The 14372-nt window shown below is 73.9% G+C and carries 11 protein-coding genes; 6 read left to right on the top strand and 5 right to left on the bottom strand.

The features are described 5' to 3' along the window. Positions 1–56: 56 nt before the first annotated feature. Complete coding sequence (locus AC069T_RS25660; RefSeq protein ID WP_478784964.1) at positions 57–1646, bottom strand: carboxylesterase/lipase family protein; 1590 nt, start codon at positions 1644–1646, stop codon at positions 57–59. Between the two features lie 359 nt (positions 1647–2005). On the opposite strand from AC069T_RS25660, the gene AC069T_RS25655 reads away from it, so the two are divergent. Continuing rightward, on the top strand, positions 2006–3100 hold the full coding sequence (locus AC069T_RS25655; protein WP_478784963.1) for a LacI family DNA-binding transcriptional regulator: 1095 nt from the start codon (positions 2006–2008) through the stop codon (positions 3098–3100). 121 nt (positions 3101–3221) lie between these two features. Then, the gene (locus AC069T_RS25650) at positions 3222–5213 is read left to right on the top strand and encodes an alkaline phosphatase family protein (protein WP_478784962.1); all 1992 of its coding nucleotides are present in this window, start codon (positions 3222–3224) and stop codon (positions 5211–5213) included. On the opposite strand, the gene AC069T_RS25645 is transcribed toward AC069T_RS25650, so the two are convergent. Continuing rightward, positions 5205–5864: a ThuA domain-containing protein gene (locus AC069T_RS25645; RefSeq protein ID WP_478784961.1), complete on the bottom strand. Its 660-nt coding sequence runs from the start codon at positions 5862–5864 to the stop codon at positions 5205–5207. The two genes, AC069T_RS25650 and AC069T_RS25645, sit on opposite strands and share 9 nt — an antisense overlap. A 109-nt stretch (positions 5865–5973) precedes the next feature. Here AC069T_RS25645 and AC069T_RS25640 point away from each other — a divergent pair, with 109 nt between their 5' ends. Next, the gene (locus AC069T_RS25640) at positions 5974–6372 is read left to right on the top strand and encodes a VOC family protein (RefSeq protein ID WP_478784960.1); all 399 of its coding nucleotides are present in this window, start codon (positions 5974–5976) and stop codon (positions 6370–6372) included. Here the strand turns inward: AC069T_RS25640 and AC069T_RS25635 are convergent, their stop codons facing one another. The 3 genes from AC069T_RS25635 to AC069T_RS25625 all read right to left on the bottom strand — a co-directional run bounded on the left by AC069T_RS25635 (position 6373) and on the right by AC069T_RS25625 (position 9366). Then, positions 6373–7059 carry a helix-turn-helix domain-containing protein gene (locus AC069T_RS25635; protein WP_478784959.1) on the bottom strand — a complete coding sequence of 229 codons (687 nt, stop codon included), beginning with the start codon at positions 7057–7059 and terminating at the stop codon, positions 6373–6375. It abuts the gene before it with no gap. A 10-nt stretch (positions 7060–7069) separates the two neighbouring features. Then, complete coding sequence (locus AC069T_RS25630) at positions 7070–8017, bottom strand: AraC family transcriptional regulator (RefSeq protein ID WP_478785041.1); 948 nt, start codon at positions 8015–8017, stop codon at positions 7070–7072. Between the two features lie 179 nt (positions 8018–8196). After that, complete coding sequence (locus tag AC069T_RS25625) at positions 8197–9366, bottom strand: YihY/virulence factor BrkB family protein (protein WP_478784958.1); 1170 nt, start codon at positions 9364–9366, stop codon at positions 8197–8199. A 17-nt stretch (positions 9367–9383) separates the two neighbouring features. Between AC069T_RS25625 and AC069T_RS25620 the strand changes: the two genes are divergently transcribed. The 3 genes from AC069T_RS25620 to AC069T_RS25610 all read left to right on the top strand — a co-directional run bounded on the left by AC069T_RS25620 (position 9384) and on the right by AC069T_RS25610 (position 14283). Then, the gene (locus AC069T_RS25620; RefSeq protein WP_478784957.1) at positions 9384–11018 is read left to right on the top strand and encodes an acyl-CoA dehydrogenase family protein; all 1635 of its coding nucleotides are present in this window, start codon (positions 9384–9386) and stop codon (positions 11016–11018) included. A gap of 322 nt (positions 11019–11340) precedes the next feature. Continuing rightward, a complete protein-coding gene (locus AC069T_RS25615; protein ID WP_478784956.1) occupies positions 11341–12645 on the top strand; it encodes a GAF domain-containing protein in 1305 nt (434 codons plus the stop codon). Positions 12646–12879: 234 nt separating this feature from the next. Next, positions 12880–14283, top strand: a complete 1404-nt coding sequence (locus AC069T_RS25610; RefSeq protein ID WP_478784955.1) for a hypothetical protein — start codon at positions 12880–12882, stop codon at positions 14281–14283. Positions 14284–14372 lie beyond the last annotated feature (89 nt).

Below are 14372 nucleotides of genomic sequence, written 5' to 3'. Positions count from 1 at the left end.
GGTGCCCGGCAGAGCGCCGCCCGCCCGGGAGGGGCCGCTCGGCGGGGTCGCCGTGGTCACGGCCGACGGACACCCGCGGAGCGACGCAGGCGCCGTACGGCTGACAGCGGCGCCGTACCCCGCACGGGCGAACCGGGCCGGGGAGCCGCCACGGGTGCGGCTGCCGCGCGGGTGGACTCCGCCTGCCACAGCTCCATTTCGTGGTCCCGCGGCCCGTACAGCAGCTCGGGTTCCGTGCCGAACATCCGCACCGGGTGCGACGCGTCCCAGGCGGGCCAGCCCGGGTCGCCGTCCACCGCGAAGCGCACCCACGCCGCGTGCATCACGTCGGCCAGTTCCTGCGGGGCTCCGGGGCCCGCGAGCTTCGCCGACTCCGGCACATGGGCGGTGTCGAAGACGAAGCCAAGTTCCAGCGCGTGGCACGCGCCGAGCCCCGGCACGTTGGAGGGCCAGGCGAACTCGTAGACGTGGGACGGGGCGTGGCCGACGCGGGCGTCGGCGAGCCGCTGCAGGGGGCGCCGCAGCAGATGGTCGGTGACCAGCTGGCCGACCAGCTCGGCGGTGCCCGCGTCCGGATGGGCGGCGCGGTAGCCGCGCGGGACCTCGGGGCCGCAGTGGCAGCGGGCCATCGCGCCGGCCACGGCCACCGGGCCGAGCCGGTCGATGCGTTCGAGCAGTCCGGTCGGCGCGAGCCACAGCCGGTACTCCTCGCTGGTCCAGCCCAGCAGCAGACCGACGTCCCGGGCGGCGCCGTCGAGCAGGGCGGCCAGCGGATCGCGCGGCACCAGGTCACCGTCGACGACGATGCCGAACGCCGGTCCGCCGAGGACCGGGCTGGCACGGCGGCCGACCTCGGCCTGGACCCCGGCGAGGACGGTCCGGTCGACGCCGGCGAAGGCGGTGGCGGTCGCCGGGATCCTCAGCCGTGCCGCCATCCGCCGCACCAGGCGCCGCACCTTCTCCCGCTCCGTGGCCTCCGGCGGGCCGCTCTGCAGGACCGCCCGGTGGAAGAGTCCCTCGGCACGCGGGCTCGCCAGCAGCGCGCCGATGCTGATCGCGCCGGCGGACTCGCCGAAGACCGTGACGCGGTCCGGATCGCCTCCGAAGGCGGCGATGGCGTCGCGCACCCATTCCAGCGCGGCGAGCTGGTCACGCAGGCCCAGGTTCGGCAGCGCGTCCGGGAAGAGGCCGTAACCCTCCACCCCGAGCCGGTAGTTGAGCGAGACGAAGACGACGCCGTCACGGGCGAAGGAGCCGCCGTCGTACACGGGGACGGCGGACGAGCCCCGGGTGAGGGCGCCGCCGTGGATCCACACCATGACCGGGAGCCGGGCCGCCGGATCGGGGTCGGGGGTCCACACGTTGAGGTTGAGGCACTCGTCGCCGGGCACCACGGGGTCGGACAGCAGTCGCGCGAACGCCTCGGAGTACGGCGGCTTCGGCGGGGTCGGCCCGAACGAACCCGCGTCGCGGACGCCGTCCCAGGGCTCGGGCGGGACAGGCGGACGGAAGCGGTGCGGACCGAACGGCGGGGCGGCGTAGGGGATACCGCGGAAGACGGCGGCACCCTTCTCGCGCCGCCCGCGCACGGCTCCGTACGGAGTGGTGACCACAGGATCCTCGGACACACCGGCCATACGTCCCATACATCCCTCTCCTCACCGCGGTGCGGGGCTGCAGCGGTCACCGCATCACATCACCCGGCGCCCCCGCTGCCCGGACGGCATGGAACCGGTCTTCAGCGTGTCCCGCCCGGGTTGCGTGCCGCTGTCGCGCCGGTCGGGTCCGGGTCGCGAGGGTGCGGCGGCGGCCCGCGGCGGTTTCTGTTCGACGGGGCGCAACGCTCGCCGGTCCGCGCGTGCCGTTGATTTCCCGGGTCTTCCGGCGCGAGTTGCCGCACGCTTACTGTAGGAAGCGCTTTCTATCCGGTCTTCGCCTCCGGGGCGCGACCGTGGCTGTTCGAAGATTCGTCGGCCCTCGGGACGGGGCGGAGAGGCGGTTGTGGATGGTCCGGAGCCGGAGCGGGACGGCCGGGCCGACCCTGGCGGTCGTCGCGCGCGAGGCGGGCGTGTCCGTGCCGACGGCCTCGAAGGTCGTCAACGGACGGGAGGACGTGGCGCCCGGGACCCGCAAGAGGGTCACCGAGGCCCTGGACCGGCTCGGCTATGTGCGCAGGCCCCGCTTCGACGCGGCGCGGGCACCCCGCCTGGTCGATCTGGTCGTGCACACGCTCGACAGTTCCCGCTCGGGAGCGGTGCTGCACGGGGCGGAGCAGGCCGCGCACGACGCGGGCCTGGACCTCGTGGTGACGACGGGCCCGGGCCGGGACGGGCGGCCGGGGCACGGCTGGCAGGACAGGATCGCCGCCAGGGGCTCGGCGGGGATGCTGTTCAGCCTGGCCGAGCTGTCCCCCTCCCAGTACGCCTGGCTGGAGCAGCACCGCATCCCCTTCGTGATGGTCGACCCGGCGCAAGAGCCCCCGCCCGGCGTGGTCTCGGTCGGCGCGGCCGACTGGCGGGGCGGACTGCTGGCGACCGAGCATCTGCTCGCCCTCGGCCATGAGCGCATCGCCGTCATCGGAGGCCGCCGGCACGAGGCGGCCGGCGGTGCGCGGATCGCCGGGTACCGCTCCGCGCTCGCGGCGGCCGGTGTCCGGTGCCGGCCGGAGTACCTCCGCCACGCCGGGTTCGACGAGGGCGGGGCCCACCGGCGCACGGTCCGGCTGCTCGACCTGCCCGAACCGCCCACCGCGGTCTTCGCCTGCTCCGACACGATGGCGCTCGGCGTCTACCGGGCCCTGGCCGAGCGGCGGTTGCGCGTGCCGGACGACCTCAGCGTGGTCGGTTTCGGCGACCTGCCCGAGGCGCGCTGGGCGGCACCCGCGCTGACCAGCGTGCGCCAGCCGCTCTCCGAGATGGCCGCGATGGCGCTGCGGCTGCTCGTGCGCATGATGGCCGGCGACCGGCCCGAGGGGACCCGCACCGAGCTCTCCACGCGTCTGGTGGAGCGGGCCAGCACGGCGCCTCCCCGCAGCGGGCCGGGGCGGTCCTTCCTGCACGGCGGCCCGGGCCACGTGCTCCGCGGGGTGACACCGGGGTGACGCCCTGACGATTGAACGGAACCCGGCGAACGGCCGTACGAAGGAGCGGCGGACCACGAGGCCGGGCCCGCCGAAGGGTCCGCGGTGCCGTCACCGGGCTTCGCACGGAAGGAAATCCGGGTTGTCCCTCTTCACACGCTCACAGCGCCCTCGGCAGACGGACGGGACACCCCGGCGCAAGGAGACGCCGGGGACCGGGTCACCCCGGCAGGAGGAGGCCCCGGACACCGCCGCCGCCGAGCCGGGAGACAGCTCCCCCGGCCCGGGCGATGTGCCCGCGGACTCCGGTGACGCTTCCGCCGATCCGCGCGAGGTCTCCGCCGGCTCCCCTGACGCCTCCGCCGGTCCCGGCGAGGCCTCAGCCGTCCCCGGCGAGGCGCCCACCGGCCCCGGCGGTGATTCCGGCGCCCCCCGCGACACCCCTGCCGCCCCCGACAGCCGCACCCGCCGCCCGGGGGGCGCGCCGCGCGGCCTGCGGGCACGGCACCCCGCGCTCGCGCGCGGCCTCGCCCGTGGCACCGACGTGCTGGCGTTCGCGGTCGTCGTCATCGCGCTGCTGCTCCCGAACAGGCTCGGCGACCTCCGGGCCGCCGAGTTCGCGCGGCTCCCCGTGGAGGCGGTCCTCGGCGCCGCCGTGCTGATCGTCCTGCCGCGCAGGCCGCGCGTCGCCGTGGCCGTGACCGCAGGGCTGGGCCTCGGCGCGCTGACGGTCCTGAACCTCCTCGACCTGGGTTTCGAGGAGTTCCTCGGACGCGGCTTCAACCTCGTCCTCGACTGGAGCCTGTTCGGCGACGCCCGGGCGTATCTGAAGGACTCGGTCGGTCCGGCGGGCGCGGGCGCCGCCGCCGTCGCGGTGATCGTCCTCGTCCTCGCCGTGCTGGTCCTCATGGCGCTCGCGGTCGTACGGCTCGCCCGCCTGCTGGCCCGGCACCGCCCTCTCGCGACCCGTTCGACGCTGGCGCTGGGGACCGTCTGGGTCCTGTGCACGGCGACCGGGGTGCAGTTCGGGGGCGTGCCCGTCGCCGCCGGCCACGCGGCGGCGGGCGTCCAGGACCGGGCCCAGCGGGTGCGGGCCACCCTGCGGGACGAGGCGGCGTTCGCGGAGGCGGCGCAGAAGGACACCTTCGGCGGCACCCCGCCCGGCCGGCTGCTGACCGGGCTGCGCGGCAAGGACGTGATGTTCACCTTCATCGAGAGCTACGGCCGCAGCGCGGTCGAGGACCCGGTCACCGCGCCGGGGGTCGACGCGACGCTCGCCTCCGCGACCGCGCGGCTCGGCAGGGCGGGGTACGCCGCGAAGAGCGGCTGGCTCACCTCGGCGACGTACGGCGGCAGCAGCTGGCTCGGACACTCCACCTTCCTGTCCGGCCTGTGGATCGACAACCAGCAGCGCTACCGCACCGTCACCGCCGGGGACCACCTCACCCTGACCGGCGCCTTCAGGAAGACGGGCGCCTGGCGGACGGTCGGCATCATGCCCGGCGTCCAGAAGGCCTGGCCGGAGGCCGGGTTCTACGGCCTGGACCACCTCTACGACTCACGGAACCTCGGCTACAAGGGCCCGAAGTTCAGCTGGTCGACCATGCCCGACCAGTACGCCCTCGCCGCCTTCGAACGCCTGGAGCACGGCAGGAAGCACGACAAGCCGCTGATGTCGGAGATCATCCTGACCTCCAGCCACCAGCCCTGGGCCCCGATCCCGAGGACGGTCCCCCAGGACCAGGTCGGGGACGGCTCGGTCTACGAGGGCATCCAGCGGGCCGGCAAGAAGCCCGCGGACGTCTTCTACGACTCGACGAAGGTGAAGCAGGAGTACGGCAAGTCCATCCAGTACTCGGTCAGGAGCCTCATCGACTACGTGATCAGGTACGGCGGCAGGAACACCGTCCTGGTCTTTCTGGGCGACCACCAGCCCATGGCCCGGGTCAGCGGCAACCACGCGAGCCGTGACGTGCCCTGCGCGATCGTCGCCCACGACCCCGAGGTGCTGGAGAAGATCGCCGACTGGGGCTGGACGGACGGTCTCCAGCCCGAACACGACGCCCCGGTGTGGAAGATGGACTCCTTCCGCGATCGCTTCCTCACGGCGTACGGGTCGACGCCGTCACCGTGAGGCGCCGGCTGCCCAGGAGATCCCGCCCAGCAGATGCGCGCGGAAGGCGGGGTCCGCGTAGGCCTTCGAGGCGTGCCCGAGCGCGGTGTAGAAGACCCGGCCCGCGCCCTGCTCCCGGCACCACGCCAGCGGGTGGTCCGCGCCCATCCCGCCGCCCTCGTAGGAGGATTCGTCGGCGCGGACGAGGACGCGCACCGAACTCCGGGGGTTCTCACGGAAGTCGTACCACTCGTCCGTGAAGTCCCAGACCGCGGGCAGGTGTCGGGTCGCCGGGTGGTCGCGGTCCTCCACCACGGCCCTGCCCGGCTGGTGGGCGGGGTGCCGGGCGAACCACGTCCCGAGCAGCTCGCCGAAGTAGGGCCAGTCGTACTCGGTGCAGGCCGCCGCGTGCACCCCGGCGAACCCGCCGCCCGATTCCACGTACGCGCGCAGCCGGATACGCCCCTCGGGGGTCAGCACCTCGCCGCTCGTGGACAGGAGGACGACCGCCGCGTACGCGTCGAGGGGTGCCTCGAAGGCGGCGGGGTCCTCGGTCGCGTCGACGGCGAAGCCGTGCGTGCCGCCGAGTTCGCGCACGGCGGCGACGGCGTCCGGGATGGAATCGTGCCGGTAGTCGGTGGTGCGGCTGTACACGAGTACGCGAAAGGCCATGCCCCGGAGCCTATTCCCCGGCGGGTCCGGGATCCCGGGCGTCCGTGGCCGGGCGTCCGCGTCCGATTCCTTCAAGACCGGCCGCCGCCGGCCTGCCTACCGTGATCACATGACTCCACGCTTCGCCGTGATCGGCATCGCCGTCTCCGACCTGTCCGCCTCGCTCGCCTTCTACCGCCGGCTCGGGATCGTCTTCCCCGAGGGTGCGGAGACCCTGCCGCACGTCGAGGCCGAGCTGCCGGGTGGTCTGCGGCTGGCGCTCGACACCGAGGAGACCATCCGGTCCTTCCACGCCGGCTGGCGGGCGCCGACTGGTGGCGGGCGCGTCTCGCTCGCCTTCTGCTGCGACGCTCCGGCGGAGGTCGACTCGCTGTACGCGGACCTGACCGGCGCCGGGCACCACGGGGAGCTCGCGCCCTGGGACGCCTTCTGGGGCATGCGGTACGCGGTCGTGCACGACCCGGACGGCAACGGGGTGGACCTCTTCGCGCCCCTGCCCGACGCCTGATCAGACGCCCGCCAGCAACTCCCCCAACGGCATGCCCGTCAACTCGCGTACGTCCCGGGCCAGATGAGGCTGGTCGGCGAAGCCGGCGCGGGCCGCCGTCTCGGCGTACGGCACACCGTCGCGGGCGAGGGCGAGGGCCCGTTGCAGCCGCAGCACGCGGGCCAGCGTCTTGGGTCCGTAGCCGAAGGCGGCCAGCGAGCGGCGATGCAACTGGCGTGCTCCGAGACCGATTTCGTCCGCCGCCGCGGCGACCGACCGACCCGCGCGCAGGGATGCCACGACCTTCCAAAGCTGCGGATCGGGTGGCCGGGCCAGGCCCGCCCGTACCAGGGCGACCTCTTCGAGCGCGGTCACGGGGTCGGCGGCGGCGTCGATCCGGCCGGCCAGGCGCCGCACCTCAGCGGCAGGCCACAGGTCCGCCAACTCCACCCGCCTGTCGCGCAGTTCGTGCGCGGGCACCCCCAGGTAGGCGGGCGCCGTGCCGGGGAAGAAGCGCACGCCGGCCCAGCGGCCGGCCGCCCCCGCGGGGACGTACGCACGGGTGTCCGGTCCGGCGACCAGCAGCCGCCCCTCGTTCCACAGCAGGTCCATGCAGCCGTCGGGCAGCACGGGCCGTGCCGCGTCGCCGGGCGCCCCGTGCGACCACACGACGGCGCCCGCCAGCCGGGACGCCCGTTCCACGTACACGTACGCCAGGCTACGCCGCCCGGTTCCGGTACTCCTGCGGACTGACGCCGTGGACCCGTTTGAAGGCGGCGGACAGGGCGAACGCGCTGCCGTAGCCGACCTGCCGGGCGATCGCGCCGATGGTCTCCCCGCCGTCGCGCAGCAGGTCCGCCGCGCGGGCCAGGCGCCAGCCGGTCAGGTACGTCATCGGGGGCTCGCCGACGAGGTCGTTGAAGCGCCGGGCCAGCGCGGCCCGCGACACCCCGGCCTCGGCGGCGAGCGACGCGACCGTCCACGGGTGGGCCGGGTCGTCCTGCACCAGCCGCAGCACCCGGCCCACGACCGGGTCCGCGCGCGCCCGGTACCAGGCGGGGGCCGCCGCCTCGGGCCGGGAGAACCAGGCGCGCAGCGCGGCGATGACGAGCAGGTCGAGCAGGCGGTCGAGGACGACCGCCTGGCCGGGCTCGTCGCGCACGATCTCGGCGGCCAGGATCGGGGTGAGCGGGCATTCCCAGACGTCGGAGGTGAGCGACAGCAGCGGCGGCAGGGCGTCCAGCAGCCGGCCGCTGATCTCGCCCCGCACGAGATAGGTGCCGATGAGCATCACGGTGGAGCCGTCGGGCCGGTCGCCCCAGCTGCGCACCCCGAGGTCCCAGTGCCCGCCGAGGGACGGCCCGTCGGGGTGGACGCACTCGCCGCCCGGCAGGATCACCGCCTGCGGCGCGGTGTCGGGGTGGTCGGCGCAGAGGTACGGGTCGGGCCCGCGCGCGACGGCGAGGTCGCCCGGCCGCAGCCGTACCGGCTCTCCCCCGTCCGGCACGACCCACGCCTCGCCGCGGACCACGAGCATGATCGTGAGCGGGGCGCGGTCCTCGACTCGCACGCACCAGGGCGGGTCGAAGCACGCCCGGATCATGAAGGCGCCCCGCGCGCGTGGACCTTCGAGCAGGTCTGCGAGCGGGTCACCCCGCGTCAGCATGTTCGAGCGTGGAGGAGCGTCCATGCCGTCAGCGTAGAGGCCGCGGGGACGGCCGTGGACGTCCGCTCATGGGAACGAGGCGTCCGGCGAAGGGCGACCGCGACGGCGGCGTCCGGAAGCGGTGACCGCGCCGGGGCCGGCCGCCCCTCGGCCCGCTCCGGGCCACCGGTGCGGCGAGGTCACCGCTCGGGCGGTGTCTCGTCCTGGTGCTTGGCCGGCGGGTGGTGCGGGCTCCTGGCGTGCGCCCGCAGCCGGGAGGTCACGTCCTCCGGGGGCAGGAAGCGCGACCAGCGCTCGGGGAACTCGGAGGGCATGTCCGCGTCGTCGGGGTCCGGGTCGCCCTCGCCGGAGCGGGCCGCGGAGGCACGGGCGATGTACTCGGCGGCCTGGGCCCGGCGCAGCCGCTCGTTGGCCGCGCGGGCCGCGGCGGTGGCGGCGGCCGGCCAGACCCGGTCGATGGCGGCGTTGACGGCGGCGCCGACCAGCACCGCGAAGGCGGACACGCCGATCCACAGCAGGACGGCGACGGGCGCGGCGAGCGATCCGTAGATCGTGGGGCCCTCGACGGTGCTGGTCAGGTAGATGCGCAGCAGGAGGCTGCCGAGCACCCACATGCCGAGGGCCACCAGGGCCCCGGGCACGTCCTCGATCCAGGGCGAGCGGACCGGCACGGACACGTGGTAGAGCGTCGTCAGGAAGACGATGGACAGCACGATGACGACGGGCCAGTACAGGACCTGCACGACGGTCGTCGACCAGGGCACGATCTGCACCACCGCGTCCGGGCCCGCGACCATCAGGGGCAGCGCGACCGAGCCGATCAGCAGCGCCACGATGAAGAGCAGGAAGGACATCACGCGGGTCGCGACGATGCCGCGGGTCCCGTCGAGGCCGTACATGACGGTGATGGTGTCGATGAAGACGTTCACCGCGCGGGAGCCCGACCAGAGGGCGAACAGGAAGCCGAGGGAGATGACGTCGGGCCGGCCGCCCTTCATGACGTCGTCGAGGATCGGCTGGGCGATCTGGGTGACACCCTTGTCGGACAGGACGGTGCGGGACGCCTCCAGCAGGTTGTTCTCCAGGCTGGCGATGCTGTCGGCGCCGGTCCAGTCGTCCACGTAGCCGAGCAGTCCGATCATGCTCAGCAGCAGCGGCGGCACGGACAGCAGCGTGAAGAAGGCCGCCTCCGCCGCCAGTCCCAGGATCCGGTACTCCATGCACGAGTTGACGGTGTCCTTGAGCAGCAGCCAGGCGGTCCTGCGCTTCGACACGTTCCGGTACAGCGCCTTGGCGCGGTGAAGACGGCCGGAGGATGGCCGTTCAGGTGTTTCTTTTGCCTGGTGCACGTCCTTACCGTATCCGTATGGCAGCCAGCACCCACACTGTGACCAACCAGCCTCCGCCCCTGGTCGGATATGACGTCTTCGGCGCCGACCGGGCCCTCGTGGAGGCGGTCGAACGTCATCTCGATCCACAGCTCCTGGACGAGGCGCGCGAGGAGCTCTCGGGCCTCGGACGCTCGTCCGGTTCCGCCCAGGTCCTGGAGTGGGGGGTGCTGGCCAACGAGCATCCGCCCCGGCTGCGCACCCACGACCGCTACGGCAACCGCGTCGACGAGGTCGAGTTCCACCCGTCCTGGCACCGGCTCCTCGGCAAGGGCGTCTCGGCCGGTCTGACCGCCGCCTGGAACCGTCCCGGCGGGCACGTCCGGCGGGCGGCCGGGTTCGTGATCTGGACGCAGGTCGAGGCGGGCAACGGCTGCCCGCTGTCGATGACCCACGCGGCGGTCCCCGCGCTGCGCACGGACCCCGCACTGGCCGCCGAATGGGAACCGCGGCTGACGTCCACCGTCTACGACGAGGGGCTGCGGCCCGCCCACCAGAAGGCCGGCGCCCTCTTCGGGATGGGCATGACGGAGAAGCAGGGCGGCAGCGACGTCCGCGCCAACACGACGGCGGCCCGGCCGCTCGCCGAGGACGGGACGTACGAGCTGACGGGCCACAAGTGGTTCTGCTCGGCGCCGATGTCGGACGGCTTCCTGGTGCTGGCGCAGGCTCCCGGCGGTCTGACCTGCTTCCTCGTGCCGCGCGTGCTGCAGGACGGCGCACGCAACGTGTTCCGCATCCAGCGGCTGAAGGACAAGCTGGGCAACCGGTCGAACGCGTCGAGCGAGGTCGAGTTCGACGGGACCTGGGCGCGCCGGGTCGGGGACGAGGGGCGCGGGGTCCGCACCATCATCGAGATGGTCGCGGCGACCCGTCTGGACTGTGTGCTGGGCTCCGCTTCGCTGATGCGGCAGGCCGTGGCCCAGGCCGTCCACCACTGCACCCACCGGCAGGCGTTCGGCGGCACGCTGGTCGACAAGCCGCTGATGCGCAACGTGCTGGCCGATCTGGCGCTGGAGTCGGAGGCGGCGACGACGCTCGCGATGCGGCTGGCCGCCGCCTACGACGACGGCGGCGAGCAGGAGCGGGCGTTCCTGCGGCTCGCGGTGCCGACGGCCAAGTACTGGGTGACCAAGCGGTGTACGCCGGTTGCGGTCGAGGCACTGGAGTGTCTGGGCGGGAACGGCTACGTCGAGGAGTCGGGCATGCCCCGGCTGTTGCGCGAGTCCCCGCTGAACTCCATCTGGGAGGGCGCGGGCAACGTCCAGGCGCTGGACGTCCTGCGCGCCCTCCAGCGGGGGCCCGGTGCTCTCGACGCCTATCTGCGGGAGGTGGGCCGGGCGCGCGGCGCGGACCACCGGCTGGACGGCGCGATCAAGAATTTGCTGACCGAACTCGCCGACCTGGAGGGCGCCGAGGCCCGGGCCCGCCGCCTGGTGGAGCGCATCGCGGTGGTCCTCCAGGGGTCGCTGCTGGTCCGGTACGCGCCGCCGGAGGTCGCCGACGCGTTCTGCGCCTCCCGGCTGGGCGGTGACTGGGGCTCGGCGTTCGGCACACTGCCGCACACCCTGGACCTGGCCTCGGTGGTGGAGCGGGCGCGGCCGGTGAGCTGACCGGCGGGCCGTCCGTGCCCGGGCGCCTTCCGGCGTCGTACGGAACAGGGGTGGTGCTGCGCCGACACGGCACCACCCCCGTCCCGCGGGCCCCGGTCAAGGAGCACGGACGCCGCACGGGCGGCGCTGCTCAAGTTTCGGACACCGGGGGGCGCTTCGCCAGGGTTGCAGGGGGTTGCAACTCGCCCGTTCCCTTCGGGCGGATCGTGCACCTCCGAGGCCGCCGGGCTGCACTATGAGAACGGCAGCCGGCACGGAGGTGGAGCTCTGGCCGAAAAGGGGCTCGGAAGCCGGTTGTCCCAAGGCTATGCAGGAGGATCCGGTGGGGCACTCGGCGATGGATGTGACGCGGCTCGCCGCCCTGGACGCCGCGCAGGCGGCACGCGTGCTCAGCGAGGTGCGCAGCGCCGCTCTCTCGGGGCAGCGCACGCGGGTGGCGCCGCGGCCGGTCATCGAGGAGTCCTGGGAGCGGATGCTGCGCAGCGGGGTCGACCCCGACCACGACTTCCGGGCCGGGCTCCTCGGTGACGAGGAGATCGAGCGCCGGCGGCATGCCTCACCTCTGCGGCACGTGCTGCCGGTGCTGCGCGAGGGTCTGCTCTCGGTCGCGGACACGGCGCAGCACATCATGGTCGTCGCGGACGAGGAGGGCCGGGTGCTGTGGCGCGAGGGCAGCCCGGCGGTGCTGCGCAAGGCCGACGGGCACGGCTTCGAGGTCGGCGCCGACTGGCGCGAGGACGTCGTGGGCACGAACGGCGTGGGCACTCCCCTGGTGACCCGGCGCCCCGTGCAGGTCTTCTCCGCCGAGCACTTCGTGCGCACCCACCACTCGTGGACGTGCACCGGCGCCCCGGTCACCGACCCGCGCGACGGCCGCCTGGTCGGGGCGGTGGACGTGAGCGGACCGCTGGAGACGATGCATCCGGCCACGCTGGCCCTGGTCGACGCGGTGGCCAAGCTCGCCCAGGCACGGCTGCGGGAGCTGCACCAGGCCTCGCTGGAGCGGCTGCGCGCGGTCGCGGCGCCGGTCCTGGCGCGGCTCGACGGGCGTGCCCTCGTGGTGGACCGGGACGGCTGGACCGCGGCGGTGACCGGGATGCCGTACACGAGCCGGGTGGCGCTGCCCGCCTCCCTCGGCCGGGACGGCCGCTGCCGGCTGCCGTCCCTCGGGCCGTGTGCGGTCGAGTCGCTGCCCGGCGGCTGGCTGCTGCGGGTCGCGGACGAACCGCCGCCGCGGGAGGCGGTCCGGATCGTGCTGGATCTGGCGGATCCGCGGCGCCGGGCGGTGACCGTGTCGGGCGGCGCGAATTCCTGGACGCACGGGCTGAGCCCCCGGCACGCCGAACTGCTCTGCCTGCTGGCCCTGCACCCGGGCGGCCGCGGCGCCTCCGGCCTGGCCGACGACCTGTTCGGCGACCCGGGCCGTACGGTGACGGTCCGCGCCGAGATGTCCCGCGTCCGGCGCTACCTCGGCGCCTTTCTGGAACACCAGCCGTATCGTTTCTGCGACTCCGCCGACGTCGAACTCCTGCTCCCGGGGGACCCGCTGGACCTGCTGCCCCACTCGACGGCCCCCGCGATCGTCCGGGCACGCACGGCCCGGCCGCGCGCTCCCCGGCCACGCTGATCCGGCGAGGACTGCGGCGGCGCGGATCGCGCGGACAGACCTACGGACATCCTGCGGGCCGGGTCGGGTCGGGTCCCGGGGGGGGGTGGCGCGGTGCAGCGGATGTTCTCGTATTCGACCGTCCTTGACCAGGTTCGGTACTCCCTGCCGTAGCATCCCTCTCATGGGTCACCCCGCATGCTCCTCGCTCAATGTCTTGACCTTGAGGGGCAGTTGGCCTTACCGGGAGGATGCATGAAGCAGCGTGGCAGGCACCGTCGCAGGAGAAGGGGGCAGGCGCTGCGCGCCACCCTGGCCGGGACCGCGCTCGCCCTGACCGCCGCGGCCACCCTGATCAGCACCTCCCAGGCCGGGGACGTGGCAGACCCGGGCAAGCTCACCCCGCTCACCTCGTCCGCCGAGATCGGCAAGCTCCAGCTGCACGAGAACCTGGTCGCCGAGAGCACCCTGGACACGCTCACCACGAACATGGGCGGCAACGTCGGGGTGCACGGCGTGCTGCAGAGCGCCAACCACCCGATGCGTGCGAAGGCGCAGTGCGCGGGCACCGAGACGGCCGCCCTGCCGGTGGAGCCGACGGCCACGCGCGCGTACTGCTGGGACAGCGGCGACGCCACCACCCAGAAATGGCTGCCGCAGTCCGTCACCACCTCCGGTGACGCCGACGACGACGGCACGTGGGGCGACGACCGCGTCATCCTGGCCGGCTGGACACACAACGACCACAAGGCGGACGAGCCCCCGGAGGACACCGGGCTGGCCCGGATCGCCTTCGTCGACGCGAACGACCCGGACGACCTCAAGTACCGCTGGGTCCTGCTGGTGGCGCCGCTGAGCGGCGGCAAGAGCTTCGGGGCGGTGCGCTCCCACGTCGGCGGCATGGTCTGGTACCAGGACAAGCTGATCGTCACCGCGAAGAACGGCGCCGACCACGACAACGCCCTGTTCGTCTTCGACATGCACCGCATCCTGCGGGCGAGCGTCGACAGCGACGTGGTCGGCAAGGTGAGCGGCGGCTACTCGGCGCACGGCTACCAGTACGTGCTGCCCGCCGTCGGCTCGTACAACCTGACCGGCGGCACCTGCACGTCGAGCCACGACAACGCGGTCCCCTGCTTCGCGTCGGTCTCGCTGGACCGCACCTCGACGCCGGACAGCCTCGTCGCCAACGAGTGGTTCAGCTCGGGCGGCACCCAGCCGGCCCGCCTCTGGCGCTACTACTTCAGCACCGCGAGCGACCGCACCGGCCTGCTCGGCAGCAACGCGAGCGACCTGGTGAACGCCGACGAGGCCTACGAGACCAAGGCCGTCGGGGTGCAGGGCGTCCTCTCCCACAAGGCCGCGGGTGCGAGCGAGGCCGACTGGTACGTCGGTCAGGCGCCGGGGATCCGCGGCAGGCACGGCACCCTCTGGCGGCAGAACGGGAGCGGGGCCTCGGCGGCCCGGTGCACCGCCGACCGGACACTCGCCTGCTGGGGCCAGCACACGGAGTCCTTGTCGTACTGGCACGAGACCGACGAGCTGTGGACGCTCACCGAGTGGGCGGCGAACAAGGACAACGCGTGGGAACCCGACGCCATCCCGGAGCGGGCGCTGTACGCCGTCCCGCTGTCGTCGGTGGACAGCGCCCTCGGCTAGGGCCTGTCGTTTGGATCATGCCGGCGTCGCGGGGTCTGGCACGCACATCTGCGGCGTTGTCGTCGGTCGCCGACGCTCCGCGTCGACTC

Source organism: Streptomyces sp. NPDC043867, assembly GCF_056435845.1.
The sequence above is the reverse complement of the archived record's forward strand: the minus strand, read 5'-3'. Positions and strand labels throughout refer to the sequence as shown.

What these genes read in the sequence shown, in the direction of transcription:
- AC069T_RS25645 (WP_478784961.1), bottom strand. Translation starts at nt 5,864, where the DNA reads ATGGCCTTTCGCGTACTCGTGTACAGCCGCACCACCGACTACCGGCAC.
- AC069T_RS25640 (WP_478784960.1), top strand. Translation starts at nt 5,974, where the DNA reads ATGACTCCACGCTTCGCCGTGATCGGCATCGCCGTCTCCGACCTGTCC.
- AC069T_RS25630 (WP_478785041.1), bottom strand. Translation starts at nt 8,017, where the DNA reads ATGCTGACGCGGGGTGACCCGCTCGCAGACCTGCTCGAAGGTCCACGC.
- AC069T_RS25610 (WP_478784955.1), top strand. Translation starts at nt 12,880, where the DNA reads ATGAAGCAGCGTGGCAGGCACCGTCGCAGGAGAAGGGGGCAGGCGCTG.
- AC069T_RS25620 (WP_478784957.1), top strand. Translation starts at nt 9,384, where the DNA reads ATGGCAGCCAGCACCCACACTGTGACCAACCAGCCTCCGCCCCTGGTC.
- AC069T_RS25655 (WP_478784963.1), top strand. Translation starts at nt 2,006, where the DNA reads ATGGTCCGGAGCCGGAGCGGGACGGCCGGGCCGACCCTGGCGGTCGTC.
- AC069T_RS25660 (WP_478784964.1), bottom strand. Translation starts at nt 1,646, where the DNA reads ATGGGACGTATGGCCGGTGTGTCCGAGGATCCTGTGGTCACCACTCCG.